Origin of the sequence: Mesobacillus maritimus (genome assembly GCF_023715205.1) — a bacterium.
Lineage (GTDB): Bacteria > Bacillota > Bacilli > Bacillales > Cytobacillaceae > Mesobacillus_B > Mesobacillus_B maritimus_C.
Genome location: NZ_JAMBNR010000011.1, coordinates 1 through 25013 on the forward strand (window position 1 = coordinate 1; position 25013 = coordinate 25013).

Genomic DNA, 25013 nt, shown 5'->3' on the forward strand with positions numbered 1-25013 from the left:
GTCACGTAAAGCAACTTGTGCAGACAATGCCTCGATGGAGAATTTCTTTGGTATTTTAAAGCAAGAAATGTATTATGGGGAAAAACTAGTCAGCTATGAAGAATTGAAAAGACGAATAGAAGAATATATCTACTGGTATAACAATGAACGATCAAAAGCAAAATTGGCTGGACTGAGTCCAGTAGAATACCGAATTCAATCTAGCCAATTAGCTGCATAATAAAACTCTAACTTTTTGGGGTAACCACCTAAACCCTCTTTTTTTATTCTGTATACTCTTTTCCATTTAAAATATAGGATTCTAATAAAACCTTATCTGTTTTACTATCTCTATAGTAATAATATTTTTTGTCATCTTCTTTTATTTTCACATAAACTAACCAATTTTTATCACCTTTCAAATTCGCAATAAAAGGATCTAATTCTTCAATATCTTCTTTATCAATATTTTGTTCATTTAATAAATAATCTTCAACAGCTTTTTTAACAGAATATTGCTTATAATTTATGTAACCCACAACACTACCTATCCCAATTAATAAAATTAGAATTATAATCATATATTTTTTTTTCACTAATTCAAACCTCTTTTCTATAAAAATCCTCATTTTTGGTACTGTACCCCTTATAAAGCTCTTTTTCTAAAAGGCTCATAATAAACTCCTTTTTACTTACCCCTTCCTCAATACACTTTTTTGCAAAATCTTTATATAACTGTTCAGGTATATCCGCACTTAGACGTTTAAACCTATTTGGTGCTTTAGGCAATTAGTTCCTCCCCCGTTTCGTGTGTTGGTGTATTCGTGTGTATAATATAACAAAATATTCTATAAAAAACAATTTTTAACAACATTATTTTCATGCCAATAACGCCTCATTATGTTAACTAGCACCTTATATTCTAAGATCACTGTATTACTCTGATCAATACAGTTAATAGACGCTTAAGATCGCCCTTTAAATGATTTTAAGGTTATATTGTTATTGAAATAAGAGAAAATCAAAACAAGCCCCTTAAAAAGCCAATATGGAGCTCTCAGAGGTATATTGAGATAAAAAGAAACAAATTTTTATAGGTACTTTTGACACACCCAGAGGGTCTTGGTGAGGTGAGTCTGTCCACTCCTTAATGCTCCTTCGGTCCGCTTACCATGGACAGACGCCATATAAGGCTCATATAGCCCTTTAAAGAAGTCGCCCCTTGTTTTATACAGCATTATTGTTTGTTCAAGTGCAACAAGTTTGAGAAAAGACAACTAAAAAAACAGCTGTGGGCCTTCACCGGCTTTCAGCTGTTTTTTTAGGAGGTTTTACTGGATTGGAGATATTTTCGGTTGTAGGTATTTAATAAATGATCAAGTTCTTGACTATAGCGGATTGCAACCGAGGAAGTTAATCCATTGGTAGACGCGACTTCGATGAGTTTGGAGCGTTTCTGCTCAATGAGTTTAACTAGTTCGTTTTTCGACATGAGGTTTCCTTTCTGTACAATATCCTTAAATCTGTAAATCTATTGAAAAAATTTGAAGAAATTGCAAGGCACGAAATCTAGTATAAGCTATAATTAGTTAGATTTCAAAATGTTTCTTTCGACGAATTATGAGGGAATCCGGCATTTTCCTTCAAAAACGCTCAGCTATGCATGTTTGCTAAATTGTTCACAGGTATATTGATATCTTTTAGACGTTGGATTTGTTAGAATGGTATGGAATTGATGGAATTAGGAGATGGATGTAACAATGACGGATGTAAACGTTTTGCTCGCATTTGGAGCTGGATTTCTAAGCTTTATTTCTCCATGCTGCTTGCCACTTTATCCAGCATTCCTATCTTATATTACGGGAATGTCCGTTGGAGAAATTAATAGTGAGAATGCCATGCTGCAAAAGCGAAGTATGCTTCACACGCTGTTTTTCCTAGTTGGTTTTTCAATTATTTTCATTGCCTTAGGATTTGCAACTTCTTTTGTTGGACAAATCTTCGGCCAATACAATGATTTGATTCGACAAATTGGTGCGATTTTTATCGTATTGTTTGGGCTAATGGTAATCGGAATCTTCCAACCGAAATGGTTGATGAAGGATCATAAGTTTGAATTTAAAAACCGCCCTTCAGGGTACGTTGGATCCGGTTTAATTGGAATGGCCTTTGCTGCGGGGTGGACACCATGTACGGGGCCGATTCTCGCATCCGTTATTTTGTTGGCTAGCTCGAACCCTGGGTCAGGAATGCTTTATATGATCGCCTATATTCTCGGATTTGCAATTCCATTCTTCATCCTTAGCTTCTTTATTGGAAAGATGCAATGGATCCGGAAGAATAATGTAAAAATCATGAAAATTGGTGGCTACATTATGATTGTGATGGGGGTTGTCCTCTACTTCGATTGGATGACAAGAATTATTGCATTTTTATCTCCACTATTTGGTGGATTTACCGGTTTTTAAGGGAGTAGGAGGGAAAGGCATCCATTGCTTTTCCTTTCTTAATTTTTAGTAGATATTACTGTATAATAATAGTGTAAACCTAACTAAAAGGGATGAAAACAATGGACTATGTTCTACTCTCGACGATTGGAGCAATTGGGATGGGTTCCCTTGCCTTTATTGTTCGAATGAAAGCAGCAAAAAAGCCAACAAATGCAAAAAAAATTATACTGCCACCACTATTTATGAGTACGGGTGCACTAATGTTTATCTTCCCGATGTTTCGTGTTGAGTTCCTCCAGGTCCTTGAAGCACTAACGGTGGGAATTCTGTTTTCGATTTTATTGATTAAAACATCCAAATTCGAAATCAAGGACAATGATATTTACATGAAACGTTCAAAAGCTTTCATGTACATCTTAGTAGGGCTGCTTGTCGTCCGATTGATAGCGAAGATGATTCTCAGTTCGTCGATTGATGTTGGCGAGTTAGGTGGAATGTTCTGGATTCTAGCCTTTGGGATGATTGTTCCTTGGCGAATTGCGATGTATCTTGAGTATAAAAAGCTTTTCCGTGAGTTGCATGGGAGTGGAAAAATTTCGACGATATAGAGATTGGAAATGACGTGCGGATCAACTCGGACGTTAATAGGAGGCTTTTTCTCAATCATTGTTGCTTTTTAAAGAAAATTTGGATGATTAGCTATGATTCCAAATCAAATTCGTTTATAAGAGTAGAAAAGAGCTTGAAAACTAAGTAGTATCGCAGAGAAAAGCTTATTTCTGTTAAAATCGGCTTTAGGATTTTAACAACAAACTTTACGAAAACAGCCTAATAGGAAAGCATACCTAAAATAAAAGCCAAATCATGAAGTCCCTTGATAGCAAGCTAGAAGGGAGCATTCATGATTTGGCTTTTTGTTTTGAACGGTGTTTTTCTTGATGCATGTTAAGTTAGATGTATTTACGAAACAAGCTTCAATCCAACTGCGGCACTAAGAACGATGGCAATAAATAGAATTCGTTTCCAGTCTTTAGACTCTCCGTAAAATAATATCCCTAGGAGCGCTCCACCAGAGGCACCGATACCGGTCCATATCGCGTAGGCAGTCCCCATCGGCAAGCTTTCCATCGCAACCGATAAGAAAGAGAAACTAGCACCAAATGCAATGATTAAAAGCAATAGGGAAAGCCATTTTCGATCCTTTGTGTATTGGTTCATCATGGCCACACCTGCCATTTCACAAATTCCAGCAATAATGAGTGATACCCATGCCATTAGGATTTCCCTCCTTCCACTGCTTTGTCATCGGTGACAAGTTTTAATCCAATCACACCGATTAATAAAAGAGCGATTAAGAGAACTTTTTCCAGTACAAAAGGTTCACCGAAGAAGAGAATATCTGCGGCAGTTGTTCCGGCTGTCCCAAGGCCAACGAAGACCGCATACACCGTCCCAACAGGTAAATTACGCCCTGCGTCAATCAGTCCATAGAAACTAACGATAATAGCAAGTACCGTTCCACTCCACTCAAGGAGACCATCTGCGTGTTTTAAGCCAATGACCCATAGGACTTCGAAAACCGCAGCAATCAATACTTTTATCCAATCGCGATTCATTTTATTTCCTCCTCATGCTTTTTAGCGTACCCGGGAAACAACAAAAAGCCCGGGAGATTCTCATGAAATATCAGAATCTCCCGGGCTTTTATCCCTCCGTGGCACAGGCAAGCTGTGAGTTTTCTCTCGGACCAGACCAAGGATCTCAAACCTTGCGGAACCCTAGAAAACTTTTAAGCTATGCAATTTATCGTCTATTATACAAGGTGAGTGGCGGAAGTTCAAAGGAAAATCCTTCATTTTGATAAAAAATGTTTCTCTGATAGGAATTAGTTTATAAAAGGTAGTCTGTTAAACAGAACATCATGATCCTTGTCCACAAATTAATAAAACAGCCTGCGCTCGGGCAATGGTTGTTTTTTATCCATTCAAAAATCAACAATTAAAGAGCCTACACAAAAAAACTACCCAAAGTGGATAGTTTAAAATAAATGTTCATATGGTTCTGTACTAATATTGCTGTCAGCTAATTTCTGACGTAAAAACTTGTGATCTCGTTTTGGTGTTGCCAAAATGTAACCACGAATGACTATGTCTTGTGTAATTTTAGAAACTTTTTCTTTTAGCGCAAGCTCGCCGATTTTTCCGGCAATTTTTTGTCGAGCAACATCACGGAAGAGCTCTGGTACAGGACTCACCAAATCTTCTAGAAATTCTTTCTGATCTTCAGACCAAAGGTGTGAGGTCTCTGTTACATAATATTCTTCCCAATCCATATCAGACCTGCCATCTTGTTTTGGTAGCTTTTTTAAGAATTTACGGAACATAAAAAAGCCGCCAATGGCCATTAATCCGACCATGACTATCGTCCAAAATACGATAAATAACATAAACCAACCATCAAGTTGCATGTTCCAATCCCCTCTGTATCACTAATTCTCTTATGTTTCATTATAATATCAGCATGTTCGATAAGACAAGTAAGGGAATTTATGTCTAATTGGTGAAGATGGTTGAAAAAAAGGCAGTGTCGAATTATAATAGATTATGTCATTACGGGGCTGGATGGGGTACTGGTGTCCTCCACGGTCTTCAAAACCGCTTGAGACCTGCGTGCCAGGTCTGGTGGGTTCGATTCCCACGCAGTCCCGCCAAAATCATCATACCGAGGATTTTCACGAATCCACTACATACATTGACCGAGGTGAACTCGGTCTTTTTTTTGTGCCTTTCATGGTGTTTTAGGATAGTTGTATGTTTGTTTAGATATTTTAATATTTAGAATTTATAGTATTATTATGTAATATAGAGTTCTACCTACAAATTATATAAATTCCCATATCGGGGAGGTGAAGGAATGAGACGAATCGCAATATCTGATATTCATGGTTGTGCAGTGGAGTTAGACCAATTGTTAAAAAAGACAAATGCACAACCAGAGGAAGTGATCTTCATAGGAGACTATGTTGATTCAGGACCTGATAGTATTGAAGTTTTGGATAAGGTAGCAGAATGGTGTCGCGAAGGTGCAACGGCATTATTAGGAAACCATGACGATTTGTTTTTGCAATGGCTTGATGAAAAGGAAAATATTCTTTATTATGGCGGTCGGAACGGTGGGATGGCGACGATCAATAGCTGCCTCCTTAGACTTGGGATGGAGAAGGTTGCAATTTCACAATTGCTGTCCGACGTTTTCAAGGAAAATCAAATTAGAAAAATAATCCAAGATCGGTTTCATGCACACATTTCCTTCTTACAATCCCTCCCGTTATATAAAAGAGAATCGGAACTGATTTATGTTCATGCTGGCATCAATCCGAGACACGGGCCGGAAAAAACGACGAAACTTGAGCTTCTCCATCTTCGTGATGAATTTATTCATGGATATAATCAGCCTGAGACGGTAATTTTCGGCCATACACGAACTAGAAACATCCATAATCAAGATAGCGTTTATTTTGGTTCAAATCGGGTCATTGGGATCGATGGGGGCTGTGCCTTCGGAGGTCAGTTAAATGCCTTAATCATCGATAATGGTGAGTTTCGTACGACATCAGTAGTAAAAAATGAACTCTACCATTCATGATGTCAACTGCATGAATGGTAGAGTTAGAGGGAATAACTCGCTATACTAATACCAAAATTGGTGATAGGAAATGGCACTATTCTGTTAAAAGTGAATTGTTTTCTTTATTCTTTTTCTTATTTACCATTCTAGCTTATTGCAGCCTTACGAGGACGTTTGGACAATCAAGCGTTCCTACATAAATTTGGGGTCCATTATACCAATTAACTACAGAAAAACTCGGTCTTTTTTAGTTTTGGTCCCTGTAAATAAAAGATCAGTTCAATTTGCAAAATTTGGGTAAATAGAACAAAATAGTACAGATGGAGTATGACATTTTCACGGGGGAACAAAACGATGAATGTATATGTAGACACCAATGAAAAAAGAGAAGAATTTATGAATCTATGGAGTCAAATTGCTAAAGAGAGAAAATATCAAGTAACCGACCTTAAAGAAAACTCTGAGGCTTTTATCCTAAAGGCGAAAGATGGGACAAGCATTGGAACCATTGAATTTGTTCCATGTGAAGAGAAACTGTTAGATATGAACGATTTAGTTGATATTTCCAATGATACCCGTATTTTGAACGATTTGAAGCATTCTTATCAGGTTCGAAAAATGGGCGTGAAAAAAGAGTTTGCAACGAAAAATGTTTTATTGGATTTGTTAAAACTGGCTGCCATGCATGCTAAAAATAACCAAGTTCACTATTATGTTAGTTATTTAGAGAAAAATCATTACAATAAATTAACGGAAAAGTTTAAATTTCGGATAGAAAAAGTTGGTGAGGATGTCAAGATGGGCAAGAAAACCTTCGTTCCGGCCTTTATTGATGTGGAGGATGCTATTAACAACACACAAGGATATCCAATCTACATTAAATCTATTGCCTATTTGGTGCAAGGAACGAAAAAGGTAAAAGCGTTTTTTGCGTAAGAATATCCTGCGAATTTTTTTGCAAGATAATTGAAGTTAACTCGTTACAAGCGGGCGTTTCCCATTCAAGGGATATGCCCGTATTTAGTTTAGAAGGAGTTCAATCACATAGGTGATAAAAGGAATTTTATTTTAAAATAAGCTATGGACAAATTCGCCCTCTCGTCTTTTAAGCAGGCAACATAAATTGATAGTAGCCTGTCTTAGATGAAGGGAGGGATTAGGGATATGGATCGACGCAGAAAAAAATCTAATGGTCTTTGTTTACCAGGTTATCGATATTGAGGGCCAGGTTGCAGTGGGCCGGGGGCTCCAATGAATGAGGTCGATGCTTGTTGTATGCAGCATGATCGATGTTATCGAAGGTATGGTCCATCTAGAAGATGTGATGAACTCTTTCTTAACTGTCTTCACTCAAAGATCAATCCATACAGTAGAACTGGAAGACATGCTAGGTTGTTTTACAACTTCATGAAACTCCGCAATCGTTTTCGTCTTGATTGAAGTTATTTCAATCAATCTTGTACCTAGTATACCTTGCCATTTTCACCGCACAGTGACCTCACTTGTGCGGTTTTTGTCCTTGTGGAACATTCAATCTGTGAAACAAGATTTTTCGGGGCGTCACAGTGACCTTCCATTTCGTTTATTACAACTGAAATGAGTTATCGCAAAATTTGAATAATAGAGTGATCTCTATTAAACTAGTATAGGTTGAGGAAAAATATCCCATTACGATAAGGAGGAGGACTATGAGGAAAAAAATATTAAAATCCTTGCTTTCTGTGACAGTTGGTTTTGGTTTATTAGTAGGTGGTGCAGCATCTAGTTTAGCTGTTGAACCTCAAGTAACAGAAGCAGCAGAGAAGAATTTGTATGTGGTTGCATTCAAGAACAATTTGCCCAAAAATTATCAGGAAGTCATTGAAAAAGCAGGAGGGAAAGTAGTAAAAGCCCTTCCTGAAGTGGGAGGAATCCAAGCACAGTCGGATGACCCTGCATTTCTAAAAAATCTCAAAAAAGTGTCATCCATTGAGGTTGCCAACAAAGAAATCCCGCTAGCACTAAGTCAACCAGCAACAGTTCCAAATGTAGCTGATACAAGTGCGGTGACAAATGAGGAAGGTAGCTTATGGGATGCACAATGGGACATCCAAAGAGTAACAAATGATGGAAAATCATACGAAATTGAGACCGGCGGCTATGAAAATGAAGCGGGGGAAAAAGTTCATAAAGCGGTTGTTGGGGTGATTGATACGGGGATTGACTCTACACATCCAGATTTACAGCAGAACGATCTTGGTGGACGAAATTTAGTCCCTGCTGGAATGGATGAAACCGAAACAGGTGATCCAAATGACATCATGGACCGAAACGGTCATGGAACACATGTTGCTGGAATTGTTGCGGCAAACGGAAAGGTCAAAGGAGTGGGACCAGACCTAGGAATTCGTACATACCGTGTATTCTATTCCGATTTAGCTCTCACTCTACCATCTTTTATTATTGATGGCATTATTGCCGCTACGAATGATGAAGTAGACGTTATCAATATGTCTTTAAGACTCTATAATCCTATGAAAACCATCATAGAAGGCGAAACCTATAAAGGAACGGCCGATACCTTATTATGGAAGCGTGCGATTCAATACGCTGTGAAAAACGACGTGACTGTAGTAGCGGCAAGTGGAAATGAAAGTTTAAACTTGGATGACAAGAAAGAAGTGACGGAATACTTAAATGCGCTCTATGAACCATTCGGGATTTCGATTAAAGGACCAACAACCGTTGTCCCATCGCAATTGCCTGGCGTAATCAATGTTTCTGCTTCAAACAAATGGTCTACTGAAGAACTAGCATTCTTCTCCAATTACGGAAACAGTGCGATTGATGTCGCTGCTCCTGGAGGAGACTTAGGGGCCAGATATGCAGAAACACTTGATCCAGAAACAGCTGATGTGACAAGTTTAATCCTTAGTACATGGCCAACCTACTTGGTAGAGGGAATGCCATATTCCTTTAACGCTGGTACATCAATGGCTGCTCCGCAAGTAGCTGGAATTGCAGGAGTCCTTAAAGCGGCAAACCCTCATTTAAAGCCATCACAAGTCTCAGCGATTATTAACCAAACCGCGATTGACTATGGAGAACCAGGGCAAGATGCCTTATTTGGTTCTGGGGAAGCCAACGCTTATCGCGCATTAATGAATATAAAGAAATAAAGATAGAGATCAAAAATACTATGAACAGGGCCTTTCCTTTACAAGAGGGAAGGTCCTGTCTTTGTTTGTGTCCGTGAAACATCTCTGTGAAACAAGATTTTTCGGGCTTCCCTGTGACTTTTATTTAGTCATACCTCAAATCTTAGTTTCATATAGTTATTATTGGGTCCATTAGGGGTAGGAATAGATCATTCATCTACTAAACCGCCTATACAACTTGATCATAACAAATGAGGTGAAGGAATCATGGAAGGGAAACATTCGATTGAATTGTCTATGTCGATTGAGGAGATATGGGCTTACATAAGCGATATTAATGCTTGGGCTTCTAGTGTTCCTGGTTATGTAAGTCATGAGATTATGAATGATAAGCATTCCAAATGGGCGATTAAAGGTGACATGGGAATTCTAAAGAAAACGGCTAACCTGCAGGTTGAGATTACGGAATGGACAGAGCCATGTGTGGTTGCTTTTCAGTTTAAGAGCATATCGGGGGATTTCTCTGGCAGTGGGCGGTATGAAGCCGAAGCAATAGCGGACAACCGTACTCGAATTACGGGGTTTCTAGAAATTAAACCTGAAGCAACTAGTGGTCCAATGGCAACGATGCAAAATAAGATTTTGAAGAAATTTGTACCGAAGACAACAAAGGAAATGACAGACGCGGTAGCTGGTCAAATTATAGCGTAATCTGCTTATTTTATTGTTGCACGGTCAGCTAGTTCCACTCTCGGTGACCGTTTTGCTTGTTTTCTCATCGAATGGTCAACGATAAAGCGGCCTCGTTACCCGTTCGGCTTTTGTAAATGGTCACATGGTCAACGAGGCGGTCACTCGTTACCCGTTCGGCTTTTATAAATAGCCACACGGTCAACGAGAAGCGGTCTCGTTACCCGTTCGGCTTTTGTAAATAGCCACACGGTCAACGAGGCGGTCACTCGTTACCCGTTCGGCTTTTATAAATAGCCACACGGTCAATGAGACGAGCTCTCGATTCCCCGAATCGCTTTTATAAATAGCCATATGATCAAAGAGTTCCATTCTCCGTGATCGTTCCTACTTTTTTACATGTACGCCTTTTCAAAGTTTCACTCTTTCCATAGGCTCTTAAAAAAGCGAGCAGTCGAATCATGACTGCTCGCTTTATTCATCCATCAACCCTTGTTGAAAAGCATAACTCGTGAGTTGAACTCGGTTATCTAAATGGAGTTTACTTAAAATATTTTTCAAATGGCTTTTAACGGTATGTTCCGAGATAAACAGCGCTTCGGAAATTTCTTTGTTGGAAAGTCCTTTGGCCACAAGTTGCAACACTTCTAATTCTCTTGTGGATAACGGGATGTTTTCTTTTGATTTGGTCTTGTTTTGTGGGAACTCTTTCAAAATCTGAAACGCAATTTCTTTGGACATTGGAACTTCGTCGATGGCAAAGGCCCTTAAATGTTCAGCCCACGCTTCGGATTCAAGATTTTTAACTAAGTAACCTTGAGCCCCTTTCTTTAAGGCATCAAACAGATCGGTGATATCATCGGACACCGTAATCATTACAATTTTGACATAAGGGAATTTGAGTTTGATTGTTTTCGTTGCTTCTAGTCCGTTCATGACGGGCATTTGAATGTCCATCAGAATAATATCAGGCATTAACTCTTCTGTTAATTGAATGGCTTCCTCGCCGTTCTTACCTTCCCCAACAATTAGAAAGTCTTCATATTCTTCTAGGATTTCTCGTATGGCCTCTCTTGCATGGGCATGATCATCCACAATTAAGATTCGAAAAGGTTGCATCACTTGTTCTCCTTTTTGATTTCAATAATAGTTGTATCCTCTTTTCTCTTAATCGAAAACGCCCAATTCATATCTTTGACTCGATCTTTGATGATTTGAAGTCCATAGCCATTGTTAAATGGAATCTTTTCAGTTGCGAATCCAATGCCCTTGTCTTTAATTTGGCAAACCCACCCGGTATCTAGTTCGTTTGCATAAATCCAGATTTGATTTGTCTTTGCGTGTTTTATCACGTTCATGACGGCTTCTTTTACACAAGCAAACAGTTCCACCTTCTCTTTTGATGATAAGGTATCTTCTTGAATGCCCCATTCTAAATGTACCTCCATGAAATGCTGCTTCTTGATTTCAGCGATAAACTGATGAATCATTTCAGTCCAACTCAGTGGCTCTTCATTTGGTGAATATTTTAAGTTGGTAATCGCTTGTCGGGTATCTTCGTGAACATGCTGCAAGGTTTGTTTAATTTTTTGAAAATCAGGGTCCTGTTCCAGTTGATTCTTCCGCCCAAATTTATTCATTTTTACCGATAAAAGAAACAGAGATTGAGCAATTCCGTCATGAAGTTCCCTCGCTAATTTTTCTCTCTCAATGAGAGCTGCTTTCTTCGTTTTCGTTTCTCGTAGCTCTTCTTGCATTCTTTCTAAAACAGAAAACAAATGTCGTAAGAAGATGAGTGTAACGAGAAAGACCAAGATAGGAGATAAGATATTTCCTAAGTCCATTGAGATATAAGGAAGAAGAAAGGCATGCCGAATGTATTCCCATAGAGCAATCGTAATGGTTGGCGTAAGTAAGATCAGCCATTTAATTTGTTTGTATTTCATGCCTTCTCCTCATTTCCATGGCTTTTTGAGTCTATTCATAATCGATAAAATTCCAACAAGTCAGAATGACCCATCTTGGTAAAGACAATAAGAGAATCACTAATCAAGAAGCTCCTGCCTTCCAATCCCCTTACTGAATCTAAACATCAATTTAATCGTACCAGCCTTTTCACATGTAAATGTGTCTATATTTTAACATCTAGGATAAAAATTATGATCATTTTGCGATTAAATCACTCTTAAGGGTTATTAAAGAGAAAAAACCTTATGAGTATAATGTTTTAGAAGAATTGGTCTGAGATTAAAAGGTTGAATGGAAATGTAAGATTGGGCCTCTTAGGTGATGTCTAAACCATCATACAATGAAATCTTTTAATTTGATAAAAATGTTTAGGATTTGAGAGGGAGGTGAGGATCAGGATGAAAAAGTTCACAATGGCTCTCTTGGTGTTCAGCTGTTTGTCTATTCCTACCGGTTCCGAGGCGTCAAGTCCGATACAATCCATCATCGACACAACTCCAGCAGGAGGAACAGTTGAAATTGAAGCTGGAGAATATGAGGAGACGATTGTCATTGATAAACCGCTCATAATCGTTGGAAAAGGGGACGTTCTGCTTCGCTCTTGTGAAAAAGAGCCAGTCGTGATCATTGCAGGTGAGGGTGTAAAGATTAAAAATATCACCCTCGAGCATTGCGGGGCAGAGGAAGAAGATACGGCGGTATCTATCACTGGATCACATCATCTTCTCGACGGAATAAAAATCGAGACGAGACGTTTTGGAATCATGCTTGTGGAAGTGAATGATGTGACAGTGCAAAACAGTGAGCTTAAAGGGAGAAATCGTGGAAACGGGATTGATTTATGGAAGTCCGACCAAAATCAGATTGAGAATGTGAAGATCACCAATGTGACGGACGGGATCTATCTAGAGCAAAGCCATGAGAATGTTCTTTCAAAAAATAGCATTGAAAATTCTCGTTATGGAATGCATCTTATGTATTCCAATCAGAACGTTCTCCAAGAAAATTCTTCAACCTCAAACATAACGGGAGCTATGCTGATGGAAACGGACAAAACTTCGGTTCGGCACAATATGTTTGAGGCAAATAAAAGCAATGTGAATGCGCAAGGATTATTGCTTTATGAGGCATACAATACCGAAGTGATCGAGAATGAAATTAGAGGAAATCGCGTTGGGGTCTATATCGAAAAAGCGGAAAAGAACCAGCTTGTTTCAAATAAAATCATCGACAATTTTATTGGTGTCCAATTTAAAAATGCCAATGAGAATAAAATCTCACAGAATACGTTCATTGGAAACGTCAATGAAGCACAAGCCATCGAAAGTTCGGCTAATAAAGTGGACAACAATTATTGGGACGCAGCAAGCCTGGTGGATATGGATGGGGACGGCAAAAGTGAGATTCCTTATCATGCTGACCCGTATTTCCTTACTCTGACAAAAAGTGTCCCAGAATATCAATTGTTTTTCCAAGCACCAGGATTAATTTTGTTGCAAAAACTGTTGAAAAGCCCAGATGATCAGCTATTAACTGATTCGGCTCCTTTAATGGAAATGAGTCTGACCGTTGAAAAAGAAACCACTTCAAGGGTTGGTTTATGGGTGATGAGCATCTTAATGATCATAGCTAGTACTAGTGTATTTATTTTAGGGAGGAAAAGAAAATGAAGAAAACATTCTTACGATTATTCGGTTTGGTGGGGTTGATTCTACTTCTTGCAGGATGTGGGAATGAGGAAGTCAAGCCAGTTGAGATCAACGAATCAACAGATACCTGTGAAGTTTGTAATATGATGGTTGCGAATGACCAACATGTGACCCAAATCGCTCTAGAAAGCGGTCGGACCTTGGTGTTTGACGATTTAGGTTGTATGTATGAGTGGCTGGATGGCCATGCTGAAGAAAAAATTGCGGCGGAATTTGTTCGTGATTATCACAATAAAGAATGGGTTTTAGTAGACGAGGCGACATTTGTTTACAATCAATCTGTTAAAACACCTATGGCGTACAATGTGATCTCATTCAAAGACAAGCAAACAGCAGAAGAGTTTGCGGCCGAACATGAAGGGAGTACCGTGATGACCGCAACTGAACTAGCTGAACATAGTTGGAAACGCAATCAAGAAATGATGATGAAAAATAAAATGGAGCACCATTCACATGATCAAGCCGAAGGAATGGATCATAGCGGTGAGACTGAAAATGATGACCCACAAACTGAAGAGAGCGATTCTTCTCATGGGGAGGATACGCATTAAACGGTTCATGCCTCCCTCTTTTTACTGAGATGGCGATGATTGCAAATATGGAGTCATCAAAAACACTCTTACAGGAAAGAGCCTTTTGAAAAGATTGTTGGAAAAGAGGAAAGTACATGTGGAATATATGGCGCTCTGAACTGCGCATGAGTTTACGGCAACGTTCCTATTATTCTTTTATCCTTTTATGGGTTGCGGTTATTTCTTTATTATTTTTATTGCAAGCAAGTGCTCCTTCGCTCACAGGATACACCAATATGACAGGGACCGTTGTGAATATTGCATTGTATCTCATCCCGTTGTTTATGTTGATTATCGGTTCCTTTTCAATTGCGAATGAGATGGAAAATGGCCAGTGGCGATTATTAACCACATATCCGTTATTTTCCCTTTCGTATATTGTGGGCAAAATCGGGGGCCAATTTACTTCTCAACTGATTGTGTTTACATTCAGTTATGGACTTAGCTTGGCAATTGGCTTGCTAAGTGGAAATGGTTTTTCTAGTGAATGGCTGTTGTCCATCTACTTATTTTCCATTAGTCTCTTATTTTTCTTCCTTGTGATTGGCGTTGTGGTTGGGTGTCTGGTGTCAACGAGGTGGCAGGCTCTTTCCATTTCAGTCAGTTTATGGTTTTTCCTAATTATGATTTGGCCGACTGCAATCATCGCACTGTTAGGCTTGGTCCCTTATACGTGGATTGCGCCGTTAATGGAATTTGCTTTGTTTGTCAATCCAGCTGAGTTTATTCGGGTTTCATTTGTTCTTTCCCTTGATGCTGGAGCGGTTTTTGGACAAACTTATGATTCGCTGATGACATTCTTAGGGTCTCCGTCAGGATTTTTAATTAAAATCATCTATTTCATCGGATTTATGACCTTTATGCTCTTATTTTCAATGAGCATGCTCGAATGGAGGAAAAGACGATGACCAGATTGTGTGTAGAAGATGTTTCAAAGGTTTATAAAAATAAGACCGCACTGCAACCTTGTTCATTTGTGGCAACCGAAGGAACTTGTGTAGTTCTTTGTGGGGGAAATGGTGCTGGAAAAAGCACCATGCTCCAAATCATTGCTGGGGTTCTTACTCCATCCAGTGGGACCACTTTAATCAATGAAATAGACATGAAGCATGCTCGCGAAAACTATTTAAAAGAAATTGGGTTCATGCCAGATGACTTCCATGCTCAAGAAATGATGACGGTTGAAGAATTTCTTCGTTTTTATGGATCGTTGCGAAAAGTGAGTCATGAACGAATCGACGAAGTGATTTCCTTAATTGGGCTACAGGAGAAAAAAACGGAATTGGTCAAACGTTTATCGAAAGGCATGAGACAACGATTATTATTTGGACAATCGATTTTAGCGAAACCGACTGTTTTATTATTGGATGAGCCGACGAACGGGTTGGACCCTTACTGGGTAAACCAGTTCGTGACCATTCTCAATGAGATGAAAAAAAGCGGAACTATTATTGTTTTTTCTACTCATATGATGGATGTCGCTGCTGAAACAGGGGATCTAATTTTGTTCATGCAACAAGGAGAAGTGATTCAAAAAATTCAAAATGACAACAACACCGTAGAAACAACCTTGAAACTGATGAAGCTTCACCGTCAATAAGGGAGAGATGGTTTCGAATTGGAATTTCTCATGGTCCTGTTTGCAAACAGGGCCATTTTATTATTTCCACATACAAAAGTGTTCAATTATTTCTAGGGAAATATTCCTACCAACATGAAGTTGACGTTCTAATCATAGGCAAACCATACATAGTTTAAAAAATAGGCAGGGCAGAAATTTTTCTATTTCTTTAAAGGAGAAGGGATGAAAAAAGAAGAATTATAATGTTTAAGGAGTCTTTCAATATAGCTCATGATTGTCGAATACCTGATGAGTTTTAAATGCAGAAAGAGATCATTTTACAGGCTGGAGGGAGAAAATGTTAAGTACAGATCTTAAGTTAGCGAAAGAAGAAACGATGATATATCAATATATTGAATCGAAGTTCCCTCATTTGGTTGATCAATATTTAGTTAGCGTACCAGAAGCACGGTTGATGATTATGGAAAGAATGGTTAACGCGTTGTTAAGGGAAGGTTTTTTTGAAACAGAGAAAATTGAACGGCAGTTTACTTCATCTAAACAATTAGAATTTTCATACATAAAAGGGAAACTCATTTTTCCAATTACGGAAAGGTGTAGTTTTAACAGATACAAGCTAGAAGGAAATCCGATTTTAATCACTGCAGATACGATGACTGAAATTCTCCATCCTGATGTTTTACTCAAAGTAATTCTAGGGGAAAAGAAAGAAGCAAACGTGTATACGAATATTCAGGGATTACAATCAGAGCTAGCAAACAGTGTGGCGAATATGGGGCTGGCCGTTTGGTTTCAAAAAGTGAGAATGGCAGAATGGGAGCCATTGATTGCTAACAGGAAGGTAACTTCAATTTTTGATTTGATGGAGGTTCTTAGCAAGCAGGATCCATCTTTTGATGAAGCGTTATTTTTTGAACAATTATGTGTGACCGGTCATCTGTTACATCCATGCACAAAGTCGAAAATCGGTTTGAGCATTGAAGAAGTCATGCGCTATTCAGCGGAGTTTGATTCAACGGTACCAGTCCAGTTTGTCGCGATTCATAAGGAGATTGCTTATCATAATCCGAAAGTCACGAGTGAAGAAATTCACCACTTTTGGCGAGCTGAATACCCTGGACTGCTCCAAGAATTGAAGAGATGCTGCAGTGAACACAACCAAGATTTTGAGAACTTTTTCTTGATTCCAATCCATCCATGGCAAAAGGAACATACACTGCATTCCCTTTATCCCGAGGAAATCGCAAAAGGTCAGATATTCTTTATTGACTATGAAATTGTCACAAAACCAACATTATCGGTTCGGACCGTATTGCCGCTACAGAAAAAGTTTCATTTTAAGTTGCCTATCAATGTACAAATGACAAGCGCTGTTCGAACGATTTCGCCTAACTCTGTACATAATGGTCCTGAAATCACCTTGATGGTTGAAGACATTTTAAAAAGAGAAGCTTATTTTCACGATACGTTGAACATCATTGGGGAAGAGATTGGGGTGCGCTTCCAATCAAATGACCAATCTGAAGTGAATTTTATAGACCGGAATAAAAACTTATCTTATCTTATTCGAAAAACACCTGCCGCTTTTCTCAATGAAGGAGAGCAAGCAATTGTTGCCTGCGCTTTGTTTAATGTTTCACCTGTTACCAATGATCTTTTACTATACGAAATGATCGAGCAATTCCATCTGCGGAATTCGGAGAATACTCTCATAGAAAATGTTGTTCTCTTCTTTAAAAAATATATGAAGGTCGTGCTAACAGGTGTCATTCCACTCATGACAAAATACGGAATTGGGTTAGAAGCGCATTTGCAAAATACATTAATCGTTTTGAAAGATTGGGAACCTGTAAAAGTCCTGCTTCGGGATTTAGGTGGTGTCAGAATTGATACCACTCGGTTGGAACGAAAAGGATATCAGGGCACCTATTTCCCTGGATCGGCGACGATTAATGAAGATGCAGTTGGGATGCAAAACAAAGTCATTCATACTGTTTTTCAAAGTCATATTGGTGAGTTAACAGCTAGTTTGGCAAGAAAATATGGAATCGGTGAAGCTACTTTTTGGAAAATCGTGAAAAGAATCTGTATCGATCTTTTCCGAGAGCTCAACAAAGATGAAAGGATTCAAGAAAACGTAGAAAGTGATATGGCTGCTTTATTAGGAGAGACCGTCCAAACAAAAGCGTTAACCCTGATGCGGTTAACAGGTGATGTGACAGACTATGCTTTTATCGATTTGCCTAATCCGTTGTGGGGCCTTGAGAATGAATAACAAGTTTGTAGTAGGGTGGATGAAAACTTGTAAACTATGAAAAAGACTCTTGACGAATGTGCACTTTCCTGATAGATTTTACTTTATCGCAAAATAATTTCATAAAAGCTAGCTATGAATGCTGTGGGTCAAACTATAGCAGGAGCGGCTTCTGGAGAGATCGCACGAAGATGCGGCGCCGAAGGGTTCACAATCTCAGGCAAAAGGACAGAAGAGTAACAACAACGTTTATTTTTATTATTGTTATTCTATGTTTACTTGAGGTTGGAGATTCTCCAACCTCTTTTTTGTTCTTTCCGGATTGTTCGGTTTATCACAAAAATGTTTTGCTGATGCGATAAACGGAAATGGAGGAATGGAAAGTGGCACAACAAGAGTTAAAACGAGAGTTAAAAAACCGGCATGTGCAATTAATCGCCATTGGTGGCACGATTGGGACAGGGTTGTTTTTAGGTTCCGGGAAAGCGATTCAACTAGCTGGTCCGTCGATCATTTTAGCGTACTTAATTGTAGGAATCGCTTTGTTCTTTGTGATGAGAGCGTTAGGAGAATTGCTTTTATCGAATGCAGGCTATCAATCTTTTAATGATTTCGCGGTTGATTATGTTGGCCCATGGGCAGGGTATGTGACCGGATGGACATATTGGTTCTGCTGGATCATGACCGCGATGGCGGACATTATTGCGGTCGGTGTTTATGTTCAATATTGGTTTGAGATTCCGCAATGGATTCCAGCGATTCTTACATTGGTGATTTTACTCTTTCTGAATTTATTGACCGTTAAATTATTTGGGGAACTAGAATTTTGGTTTGCACTGATAAAAATCATTACAATTTTAGCGTTAATCGTAATTGGTGTGGTAATGCTTGTGATGGGATTTAAAACCGATGCGGGTGTAGTGTCGATTCGGAATTTATGGGAATATGGAGGACTTTTCCCGAATGGAGTCACGGGATTTTTGCTTGCTTTCCAAATGGTCGTTTTTGCGTTCGTCGGAGTGGAATTAGTAGGGGTATCGGCAGCGGAAACTGCCAATCCACAGAAAAACATTCCATCGGCTATTAATAAAATTCCATTAAGAATTCTGTTTTTCTATGTAGGGGCATTAATTATCATTTTGTCGATTAACCCTTGGGAACAATTGTCATCATCGAGCAGCCCGTTTGTGCAGGTGTTTAGTTTAGTTGGCATTCCGGTTGCAGCCGGCATCATCAATTTTGTGGTGTTAACGTCTGCAGCTTCTGCCGGGAATAGTGGGATGTTTTCAACAAGCCGGATTTTATATAATTTAAGCAATCACAAACAAGGTCCTGCCGCATTTAAGAAATTAAGTAAAAATCATGTTCCGAGTAATGCACTTGTGACATCGGCTGTCGTTGTCTCTATCGGGGCTTTGCTAAGCAAGCTGCTTCCGGAACAAGCGTTTAGCATTGTAACGACGATTAGCGCGATTTGTTTTATGTGGGTGTGGAGCATCATTTTAATTTCACATATTCGCTATCAAAAAACACGGCCAGACTTAAGAGCAAAGTCAAACTTTAAAGCTCCCTTCACACCGTTTATCAATTATGTGGTGCTGGCGCTTTTTGCTGTTATTCTAATCATCATGTTATTCGCCGAAGCGACACGTATGGCCTTGCTAATGACGCCGTTATGGTTTATTCTATTATTTATTTTATACGGAATGAGAAAGAGAAAAATAGAGTCGAAGTTTTAAAGAGTGGGAACCATCCAAAAGGGTGGTTTCTTTTTAATTACGTTTTTGGTTTGGCAATGGCAAGAAAAGGATTCTTATGTCCTAGAAAAATCCCCCCCACAAAAAAGGAAATTTAGTCGAATATTATATAAGTATAAAAATTAAATGATTGATTGAAATAAGAAGGTGTTGTTATATGAAAAGATACCAAGTGAGTTATATTCTTGAGGATCATGTGAAAACGGAAAAGGTCGTAAAAGATTTGAACAGTACCGCTGAGCAGATTTTTGATGAGTTGATTCAAACTGTTACGACGACCAACTTTTTAAAAATCCGTTCGGAGCAAGGGCATGATCGCCTCGATACTTCGCTTATCCGTTATATTCGTGTATCTGCTTTAAATGATTAATAGATTTAAATTTGGCTATATTCTTTAAGTAGTCTTTGTAATTTTAAAAAAAGGTAGGATTTTTACATCATGACAGTTGCATATCAAACACGTGAAGAACGTAAGGCTGCTGAAAAAGCAACCAAACAAAAAAATCAAAAAAAACCACCGAAACTTTTTCAAAAGGTGTTCATCGGCTTTATTCTCATCTGCGTTGTTGGCTTATTGACCGTGGGAATTGGAGTTTATGCATTTATTCAGGATGCACCTGAATTAGATCCAGCTAAATTAGCAGACCCGCTGTCATCGAAGTTTTATGACAAAGATGGTCAGCTTCTCCACGAGTATGGAACCGAACATCGCACGAAGATCTCGTATGATCAAATACCAAAGCAATTGGAGGAAGCCATCCTAGCGACGGAAGACAATCGTTTTTATGAGCATAAAGGCGTCGATCTATTGAGAACAGCGAAAGCGATTTTTGTAAACTTAACAGGAGAATTTGGTAGCCAAGGTGGAAGTACGATTACACAGCAAGTAATCAAAAATTCCTTTCTAACCCCTGAAAAAACGATTAAACGGAAAGTACAAGAATGGTACTTGGCGTATAAGTTGGACCAACAGTATAGCAAACAAGAAATCCTTGCGATGTATGTGAATAAAATCAATCTTGGCAATCGTTCTTATGGAGTAGCTGCGGCAGCTGAAAATTATTATGGGCTAGGTGTGGATGAGCTGGACCAACTAACCTTATCTCAAGCAGCAATGATTGCTGGGTTGACGCAGAGTCCAAATAATTACGACCCGACAAACGAGGAAAATCAAGAGAGAGCGACTAATCGTAGGAATGTTGTCCTCATTTTAATGAATAAACATGGATACATTTCGAGCAGTGAAATGAAAGCAGCGCAACAAGTTCCGGTAACGGAAGGGATTGTCGAACAGACTGAAAAACAGGGCATGCCTTATGAAGCGTTTTTAGATGCCGCTGTAAAAGAAGTGGAAACACAGTTAAAGGACGTTGACATTACGAAAGATGGATTGAAAATTTACTTAACGCTTGACCCGAAAGCACAGCAGCTTGCTGATTCAATTGTGTCAGGCGAAAATGTTCAATACCCAAATGAACGGTTTCAAACGGCGTTTGTTTTGATGGATTCAAAAACAGGTGAAATCCGTGCGATTGGAAGTGGCCGCGAAGAGCATCAATCGACGTTCAGGGGACATAATCTTGTGACCAATTTGAAGCGTCAACCAGGCTCAACGTTTAAACCCATTTTTGATTATGGACCAGCGATTGAATATTTAAACTGGTCTACTTATCACCAAATTGAAGATGCTCCTTATCAATATTCAACAGGAGATCCGATTCGTAACGCGTATACGAATTATCGTGGGATGATGTCGATTCGGGATGCTTTAGTAGAGTCGAGAAATATTCCTGCGCTAAAGACTTTGGAGAGCGTTGGATTAGAGAAGGCCAAAACCTTTTCAGAAAATCTCGGGATTAGCTATCCTGGTGGGAAGGTATACGAATCTTATTCAATCGGAAGCAACGCTGTTTCACCTGTTGAATTAGCGGGTGCATATGGAGCTTTTGCCAACGAAGGAAACTATACAAAGCCACACTTTGTCGCAAAAGTCGAGTTCCCGGATGGGGAAGTGGTTGATTTTACACCGAAACCTAAGCGGGTGATGCAAGATTATACCGCTTATATGGTGACCGATATGTTACGAGGGGTGTTAAATGCGCCGAACGGAACTGGAAAGTTGGCGGCCATTCCTGGTGCAGATATCGCAGGGAAAACAGGAACCACCAATTTCGATGAAAAAACATTACGGAAATACGGTTATCCTGAAGATGCTACGAGCGATAGCTGGTTTGCCGGATATACGACTGATTACACGATGACCGTGTGGACTGGGTATGCTCAAAATGGTCAAGGCAATTATTTAACTAGGGAAGACACGAGAATTGCCCAATATATTTTTAAAGCAATGATGCAAAATTACGCCGCCGAGAGCGGTCGCTTTGTCCAACCTGATTCTGTCGAAAAAATCCAGAATGAATTGTATATAAAAGGTGTTAAACGAGATTTCGTGCCTCCAGTACCTGCACCGCCGAAAAAAGACGTGAAAAAAGAACAATCAAACAAGCAAAAGAAAGAAAACAAGAAGGGAAAAGGCAACGAGAATAAGGAAAATAAGGGGAATGGTAAAGGCAAGGGCAAGGATGAGAATGGAAAAGGAAAAGGGAAGGATCATAAGAAAGATAAGGAAATGAAGGATGATTAAAGGAAATCCTGACCTGAATGGACTTGGTTGACTAAAAAGCGGTCCCTTTTAAAAGAAAAGTACAAATAACACAATAAAATTGGATATACAACAAAGCGTGGTTCATTGAACCACGCTTTTTCGCATTATAATGACCAGTAAACATTAACTTAGTTTTGAAGAAAGTTTCTTCTTCTTCCAAGGTTTTAAAAACGAAATGATAAAGATGAAAATGGTAACAATCACTTGAAAATAGACCGCATATTGTCTTATCTCGTGATTTTGAATAAAGATTGGATTGCTCAATGCTAATTCTTTTTGAGTTTCCAATAATTCCATATTCGCTACCATTAAATTGTCCACAACAAAAATACCAACGATGGTTTGAATCATATACAGAACAAATTTCACTCCTACCCATCTATGCTTGAAAAAACCCCAGTTGGTAAAAAATCCGTATATGAAACCTATTAATAAAGTTCCAATTGCGCCCCATCTGACAATATGGTCGCTAATGATGATGATGTTTTTATAACCAAGATAGGACTCATCATATTTTGTGAAATCAATATGAAGATTTAACGCTATAGAACTTAAAATTCCTCCGAAAAATAATACCACAAGAAAAACGTGGATGATCTTCAGCCACTTCATCCCTTTAGGACCCATTTTTTTCATTTTCCTAACCCCCAGTTGTTTATTTTAAAGAAATATTTTTACATCCTTTAGGAGACATGTCCTGTCTCAAAAAAGTGTATGACCGCTCTGTGCAAGATTCATTATAATGGGGGGAAAAGAATCTTTTAATGAGCTCCAGTCTTAATTCTCTATACATCTGGGGTCTTATTTTAAAATAATTTCGTTTGTTGTTTTATGAGCTAATATAATATAAAGTGCAAATCAAGAAATATAAGAAGTCTAACAAAAAAGTACACCACTATAAGTGATGTACTAGTAACGAATATACGCTTTTGTTTGGTTTCCTCATTTCTGTGGATACAATAGATAGAAATGAGAAGGGGAATTAATCTTCTAAGTCGTCGATTTCTAATTCAAGAACTTTTCCAGTTACGGCATCAAGCTCTACTTCCGCTTCACCTTTGTTTGTCTTTAGCTCCAATTCGTAGTGATATTGGTTGTCATCTTCATCTAAATTGATCTCGGTTACTTTTCCGTTGACCGCTTTTTCAGCAATTTCAATGGCTTCTTGATGGGGGATAAGGTTCTGAGCGGAAACTACTTGATCACGATCGTCATCATTGTCATCATCTTCTTCGACTGAAAGGACTTCACCTGTGTAGGCATCAATGTAAATATCAAAGTCCTTACGCTCATTTTCAATTTCGACTTCATAGTAATGATTTCCTTTATGTTGGTCTAACTCGATTCCCTCAACAACTCCATCCGCTTTCCCTAAAGCAATTTGCTTCGCTTCTTCAACTGTAATCATCTCTTTAATATCGCTAACCTTCTGAGCAGTAGAATCCTGCTTATCCTTGTTCGTAGCACCAACAGCCAAAGCCCCACCCAAAATCAAACCAGCCGATAACACACCAATCATCAATTTCTTTTTCATTTTATATTCGCTCCTTTGTTCTTTTCGTTATCTTTAATATATCCCTCATAAATGATAAGAAAAGGAGAGGATTATGAGAATTTGATGAGAAAAAGTCACAGGGACGCCCCGAATTTTCTTGTTTCACAAAAAATGTTCCACACAGCTTTTAGTTGATGGGGCTTCAGTTTCCGCGTAACATGGTGCTTAGGTAGAAATATTTTCCTTAAACGGATGGGGGCGGTTAATATGAATTTCACTGTAAATAAGGAGTGGCTTGTTAAGCAATTAGAAAACACTGAAGTTAAGATTGTGGATTGTCGGTTTGAATTAGGAAAACCCGAGGAAGGGGAACATCAATACGAGACCAGCCATATTCCAGGTGCTTTTTATTTTGATTTGGAAAAACAATTATCTTCTCCAGTTGCAAAACACGGAGGAAGACACCCGCTTCCGGATATCGAGCAATTTAGAAGTGAGATAGAGAACGCTGGCATTGATCATACGAAAAAGGTCGTGGCTTATGACAGCGGGGAAGGGCAGTTTGCTTCTCGTTTTTGGTGGCTTCTAACCTATATTGGTCATGAAAATGTCTATGTGCTAAATGAAGGTTTTAAAGGATGGACAGAAGCCGGATACCCAACCAGTAAAGACGTACCTAAAGCTAAAGCTGCTACATTTGAAGTGAATCTTCAAAAAGAAATGCTAGCCTCGTATGAAGACGTACGGGAAATTGTTAGGAATAAGAGGAATTCTCCCGTTTTAGTGGATTCAAGAGACGAAGCCCGTTATTTAGGTGAAGTGGAACCAATCGATCGCGTTCCCGGACATATCCCTGGTGCCATCAATAAGTTTTGGGCAGAAGGAATGGAGAAAGGTTCATTTAAAGCTCAAGCAGAACAGCAAAAAAGATTTGCTGAACTGGACAAAGAAGAACCGATTATTGTTTACTGTGGTTCCGGCGTGACCGCCACTCCAAATTACATGGCTTTAAAAATGGCAGGATACCAGAATGTAAAATTATATGCCGGAAGCTATAGTGATTGGGTTTCATATGAAGAAAATCCGGTAGCAAAAGGGAAAGAAACTATATAGGTTTATCTCACCATC

Annotated in this window: 26 protein-coding genes, 1 tRNA gene, 1 pseudogene and 2 riboswitches; of the genes and pseudogenes, 18 read left to right on the top strand and 10 right to left on the bottom strand. The window is 38.9% G+C overall.

What is annotated here, in order from left to right; translation table 11 throughout:
• Nucleotides 1-220 (top strand): IS3 family transposase (locus tag M3182_RS16090; RefSeq protein ID WP_251558963.1); only part of this gene is annotated, 220 nt, incomplete at its 5' end.
• 43 nt (nucleotides 221-263) lie between these two features.
• Here the strand turns inward: M3182_RS16090 and M3182_RS16095 are convergent.
• From M3182_RS16095 to M3182_RS16105, 3 genes are all read right to left on the bottom strand, one after another.
• Nucleotides 264-575, bottom strand: coding sequence for a hypothetical protein (locus M3182_RS16095; protein ID WP_251425978.1), 312 nt, complete (start codon nucleotides 573-575; stop codon nucleotides 264-266).
• A gap of 4 nt (nucleotides 576-579) precedes the next feature.
• Nucleotides 580-768 (bottom strand): hypothetical protein, encoded by a 189-nt coding sequence (locus M3182_RS16100; RefSeq protein WP_251425979.1) that lies wholly within the window; start codon nucleotides 766-768, stop codon nucleotides 580-582.
• Nucleotides 769-1300: 532 nt separating this feature from the next.
• Complete coding sequence (locus tag M3182_RS16105) at nucleotides 1301-1471, bottom strand: aspartyl-phosphate phosphatase Spo0E family protein (RefSeq protein WP_251425980.1); 171 nt, start codon at nucleotides 1469-1471, stop codon at nucleotides 1301-1303.
• 268 nt (nucleotides 1472-1739) lie between these two features.
• On the opposite strand from M3182_RS16105, the gene M3182_RS16110 reads away from it, so the two are divergent.
• Nucleotides 1740-2447, top strand: coding sequence for a cytochrome c biogenesis CcdA family protein (locus M3182_RS16110; protein WP_251558965.1), 708 nt, complete (start codon nucleotides 1740-1742; stop codon nucleotides 2445-2447).
• A 101-nt stretch (nucleotides 2448-2548) separates the two neighbouring features.
• A complete protein-coding gene (locus tag M3182_RS16115) occupies nucleotides 2549-3037 on the top strand; it encodes a CcdC family protein (RefSeq protein ID WP_251425982.1) in 489 nt (162 codons plus the stop codon).
• A 352-nt stretch (nucleotides 3038-3389) separates the two neighbouring features.
• Here M3182_RS16115 and M3182_RS16120 read toward each other — a convergent pair whose 3' ends face one another.
• The 3 genes from M3182_RS16120 to M3182_RS16130 all read right to left on the bottom strand — a co-directional run bounded on the left by M3182_RS16120 (nucleotide 3390) and on the right by M3182_RS16130 (nucleotide 4896).
• Entirely contained in the window at nucleotides 3390-3704 is a 315-nt protein-coding gene (locus tag M3182_RS16120; RefSeq protein WP_251425983.1) for a DMT family transporter, read from the bottom strand.
• Nucleotides 3704-4045 carry a DMT family transporter gene (locus M3182_RS16125; RefSeq protein WP_251425984.1) on the bottom strand — a complete coding sequence of 114 codons (342 nt, stop codon included), beginning with the start codon at nucleotides 4043-4045 and terminating at the stop codon, nucleotides 3704-3706. The genes M3182_RS16120 and M3182_RS16125 overlap by 1 nt, the downstream gene beginning before the upstream one ends.
• A gap of 75 nt (nucleotides 4046-4120) precedes the next feature.
• Nucleotides 4121-4222: riboswitch (guanidine-I (ykkC/yxkD leader) on the bottom strand.
• Between the two features lie 245 nt (nucleotides 4223-4467).
• Complete coding sequence (locus M3182_RS16130) at nucleotides 4468-4896, bottom strand: DUF2621 domain-containing protein (protein ID WP_251558967.1); 429 nt, start codon at nucleotides 4894-4896, stop codon at nucleotides 4468-4470.
• Between the two features lie 146 nt (nucleotides 4897-5042).
• Here M3182_RS16130 and M3182_RS16135 point away from each other — a divergent pair.
• From M3182_RS16135 to M3182_RS16160, 6 genes are all read left to right on the top strand, one after another.
• A tRNA-Sec gene (locus M3182_RS16135) sits at nucleotides 5043-5139 on the top strand.
• 203 nt (nucleotides 5140-5342) lie between these two features.
• Entirely contained in the window at nucleotides 5343-6074 is a 732-nt protein-coding gene (locus M3182_RS16140) for a metallophosphoesterase family protein (RefSeq protein WP_251558969.1), read from the top strand.
• A 336-nt stretch (nucleotides 6075-6410) separates the two neighbouring features.
• Nucleotides 6411-6992, top strand: coding sequence for a hypothetical protein (locus M3182_RS16145; protein WP_251558970.1), 582 nt, complete (start codon nucleotides 6411-6413; stop codon nucleotides 6990-6992).
• 319 nt (nucleotides 6993-7311) lie between these two features.
• A complete protein-coding gene (locus M3182_RS16150; protein WP_349775459.1) occupies nucleotides 7312-7467 on the top strand; it encodes a hypothetical protein in 156 nt (51 codons plus the stop codon).
• 277 nt (nucleotides 7468-7744) lie between these two features.
• Nucleotides 7745-9214: a S8 family serine peptidase gene (locus M3182_RS16155; RefSeq protein WP_251558974.1), complete on the top strand. Its 1470-nt coding sequence runs from the start codon at nucleotides 7745-7747 to the stop codon at nucleotides 9212-9214.
• 246 nt (nucleotides 9215-9460) lie between these two features.
• Nucleotides 9461-9904, top strand: a complete 444-nt coding sequence (locus M3182_RS16160) for an SRPBCC family protein (protein WP_251558976.1) — start codon at nucleotides 9461-9463, stop codon at nucleotides 9902-9904.
• Nucleotides 9905-10357: 453 nt separating this feature from the next.
• Here the strand turns inward: M3182_RS16160 and M3182_RS16165 are convergent, their stop codons facing one another.
• Nucleotides 10358-11002, bottom strand: a complete 645-nt coding sequence (locus tag M3182_RS16165; protein WP_251558978.1) for a response regulator — start codon at nucleotides 11000-11002, stop codon at nucleotides 10358-10360.
• Complete coding sequence (locus M3182_RS16170) at nucleotides 11002-11829, bottom strand: sensor histidine kinase (RefSeq protein WP_251558980.1); 828 nt, start codon at nucleotides 11827-11829, stop codon at nucleotides 11002-11004. The genes M3182_RS16165 and M3182_RS16170 overlap by 1 nt, the downstream gene beginning before the upstream one ends.
• A 420-nt stretch (nucleotides 11830-12249) precedes the next feature.
• On the opposite strand from M3182_RS16170, the gene M3182_RS16175 reads away from it, so the two are divergent.
• From M3182_RS16175 to M3182_RS16210, 8 genes and pseudogenes are all read left to right on the top strand, one after another.
• A complete protein-coding gene (locus M3182_RS16175; protein WP_251558982.1) occupies nucleotides 12250-13521 on the top strand; it encodes a right-handed parallel beta-helix repeat-containing protein in 1272 nt (423 codons plus the stop codon).
• A pseudogene (locus tag M3182_RS16180) lies at nucleotides 13518-14015 on the top strand (nitrous oxide reductase accessory protein NosL); the annotation flags it as partial. The gene M3182_RS16175 and the pseudogene M3182_RS16180, both read left to right, overlap by 4 nt.
• 212 nt (nucleotides 14016-14227) lie before the next feature.
• Nucleotides 14228-15040, top strand: a complete 813-nt coding sequence (locus M3182_RS16185; protein WP_251425995.1) for an ABC transporter permease — start codon at nucleotides 14228-14230, stop codon at nucleotides 15038-15040.
• A complete protein-coding gene (locus tag M3182_RS16190) occupies nucleotides 15037-15732 on the top strand; it encodes an ABC transporter ATP-binding protein (protein ID WP_251558984.1) in 696 nt (231 codons plus the stop codon). Before M3182_RS16185 ends, M3182_RS16190 begins: the two co-directional genes overlap by 4 nt.
• A gap of 319 nt (nucleotides 15733-16051) precedes the next feature.
• Nucleotides 16052-17989, top strand: a complete 1938-nt coding sequence (locus M3182_RS16195) for an IucA/IucC family protein (RefSeq protein ID WP_251558986.1) — start codon at nucleotides 16052-16054, stop codon at nucleotides 17987-17989.
• A gap of 141 nt (nucleotides 17990-18130) precedes the next feature.
• Nucleotides 18131-18210, top strand: a riboswitch (glycine riboswitch).
• Nucleotides 18211-18351: 141 nt separating this feature from the next.
• Complete coding sequence (locus M3182_RS16200; protein ID WP_251558988.1) at nucleotides 18352-19707, top strand: amino acid permease; 1356 nt, start codon at nucleotides 18352-18354, stop codon at nucleotides 19705-19707.
• A gap of 175 nt (nucleotides 19708-19882) precedes the next feature.
• Entirely contained in the window at nucleotides 19883-20095 is a 213-nt protein-coding gene (locus M3182_RS16205; protein ID WP_251425999.1) for a hypothetical protein, read from the top strand.
• A 69-nt stretch (nucleotides 20096-20164) separates the two neighbouring features.
• Nucleotides 20165-22369: a transglycosylase domain-containing protein gene (locus M3182_RS16210; protein ID WP_251558989.1), complete on the top strand. Its 2205-nt coding sequence runs from the start codon at nucleotides 20165-20167 to the stop codon at nucleotides 22367-22369.
• 144 nt (nucleotides 22370-22513) lie between these two features.
• On the opposite strand, the gene M3182_RS16215 is transcribed toward M3182_RS16210, so the two are convergent.
• Complete coding sequence (locus M3182_RS16215; RefSeq protein ID WP_251426001.1) at nucleotides 22514-23026, bottom strand: DUF2269 family protein; 513 nt, start codon at nucleotides 23024-23026, stop codon at nucleotides 22514-22516.
• Nucleotides 23027-23372: 346 nt separating this feature from the next.
• Entirely contained in the window at nucleotides 23373-23924 is a 552-nt protein-coding gene (locus M3182_RS16220; RefSeq protein ID WP_251558991.1) for a PepSY domain-containing protein, read from the bottom strand.
• Between the two features lie 228 nt (nucleotides 23925-24152).
• On the opposite strand from M3182_RS16220, the gene M3182_RS16225 reads away from it, so the two are divergent.
• A complete protein-coding gene (locus tag M3182_RS16225) occupies nucleotides 24153-24998 on the top strand; it encodes a sulfurtransferase (protein ID WP_251558993.1) in 846 nt (281 codons plus the stop codon).
• Nucleotides 24999-25013: the final 15 nt, after the last annotated feature.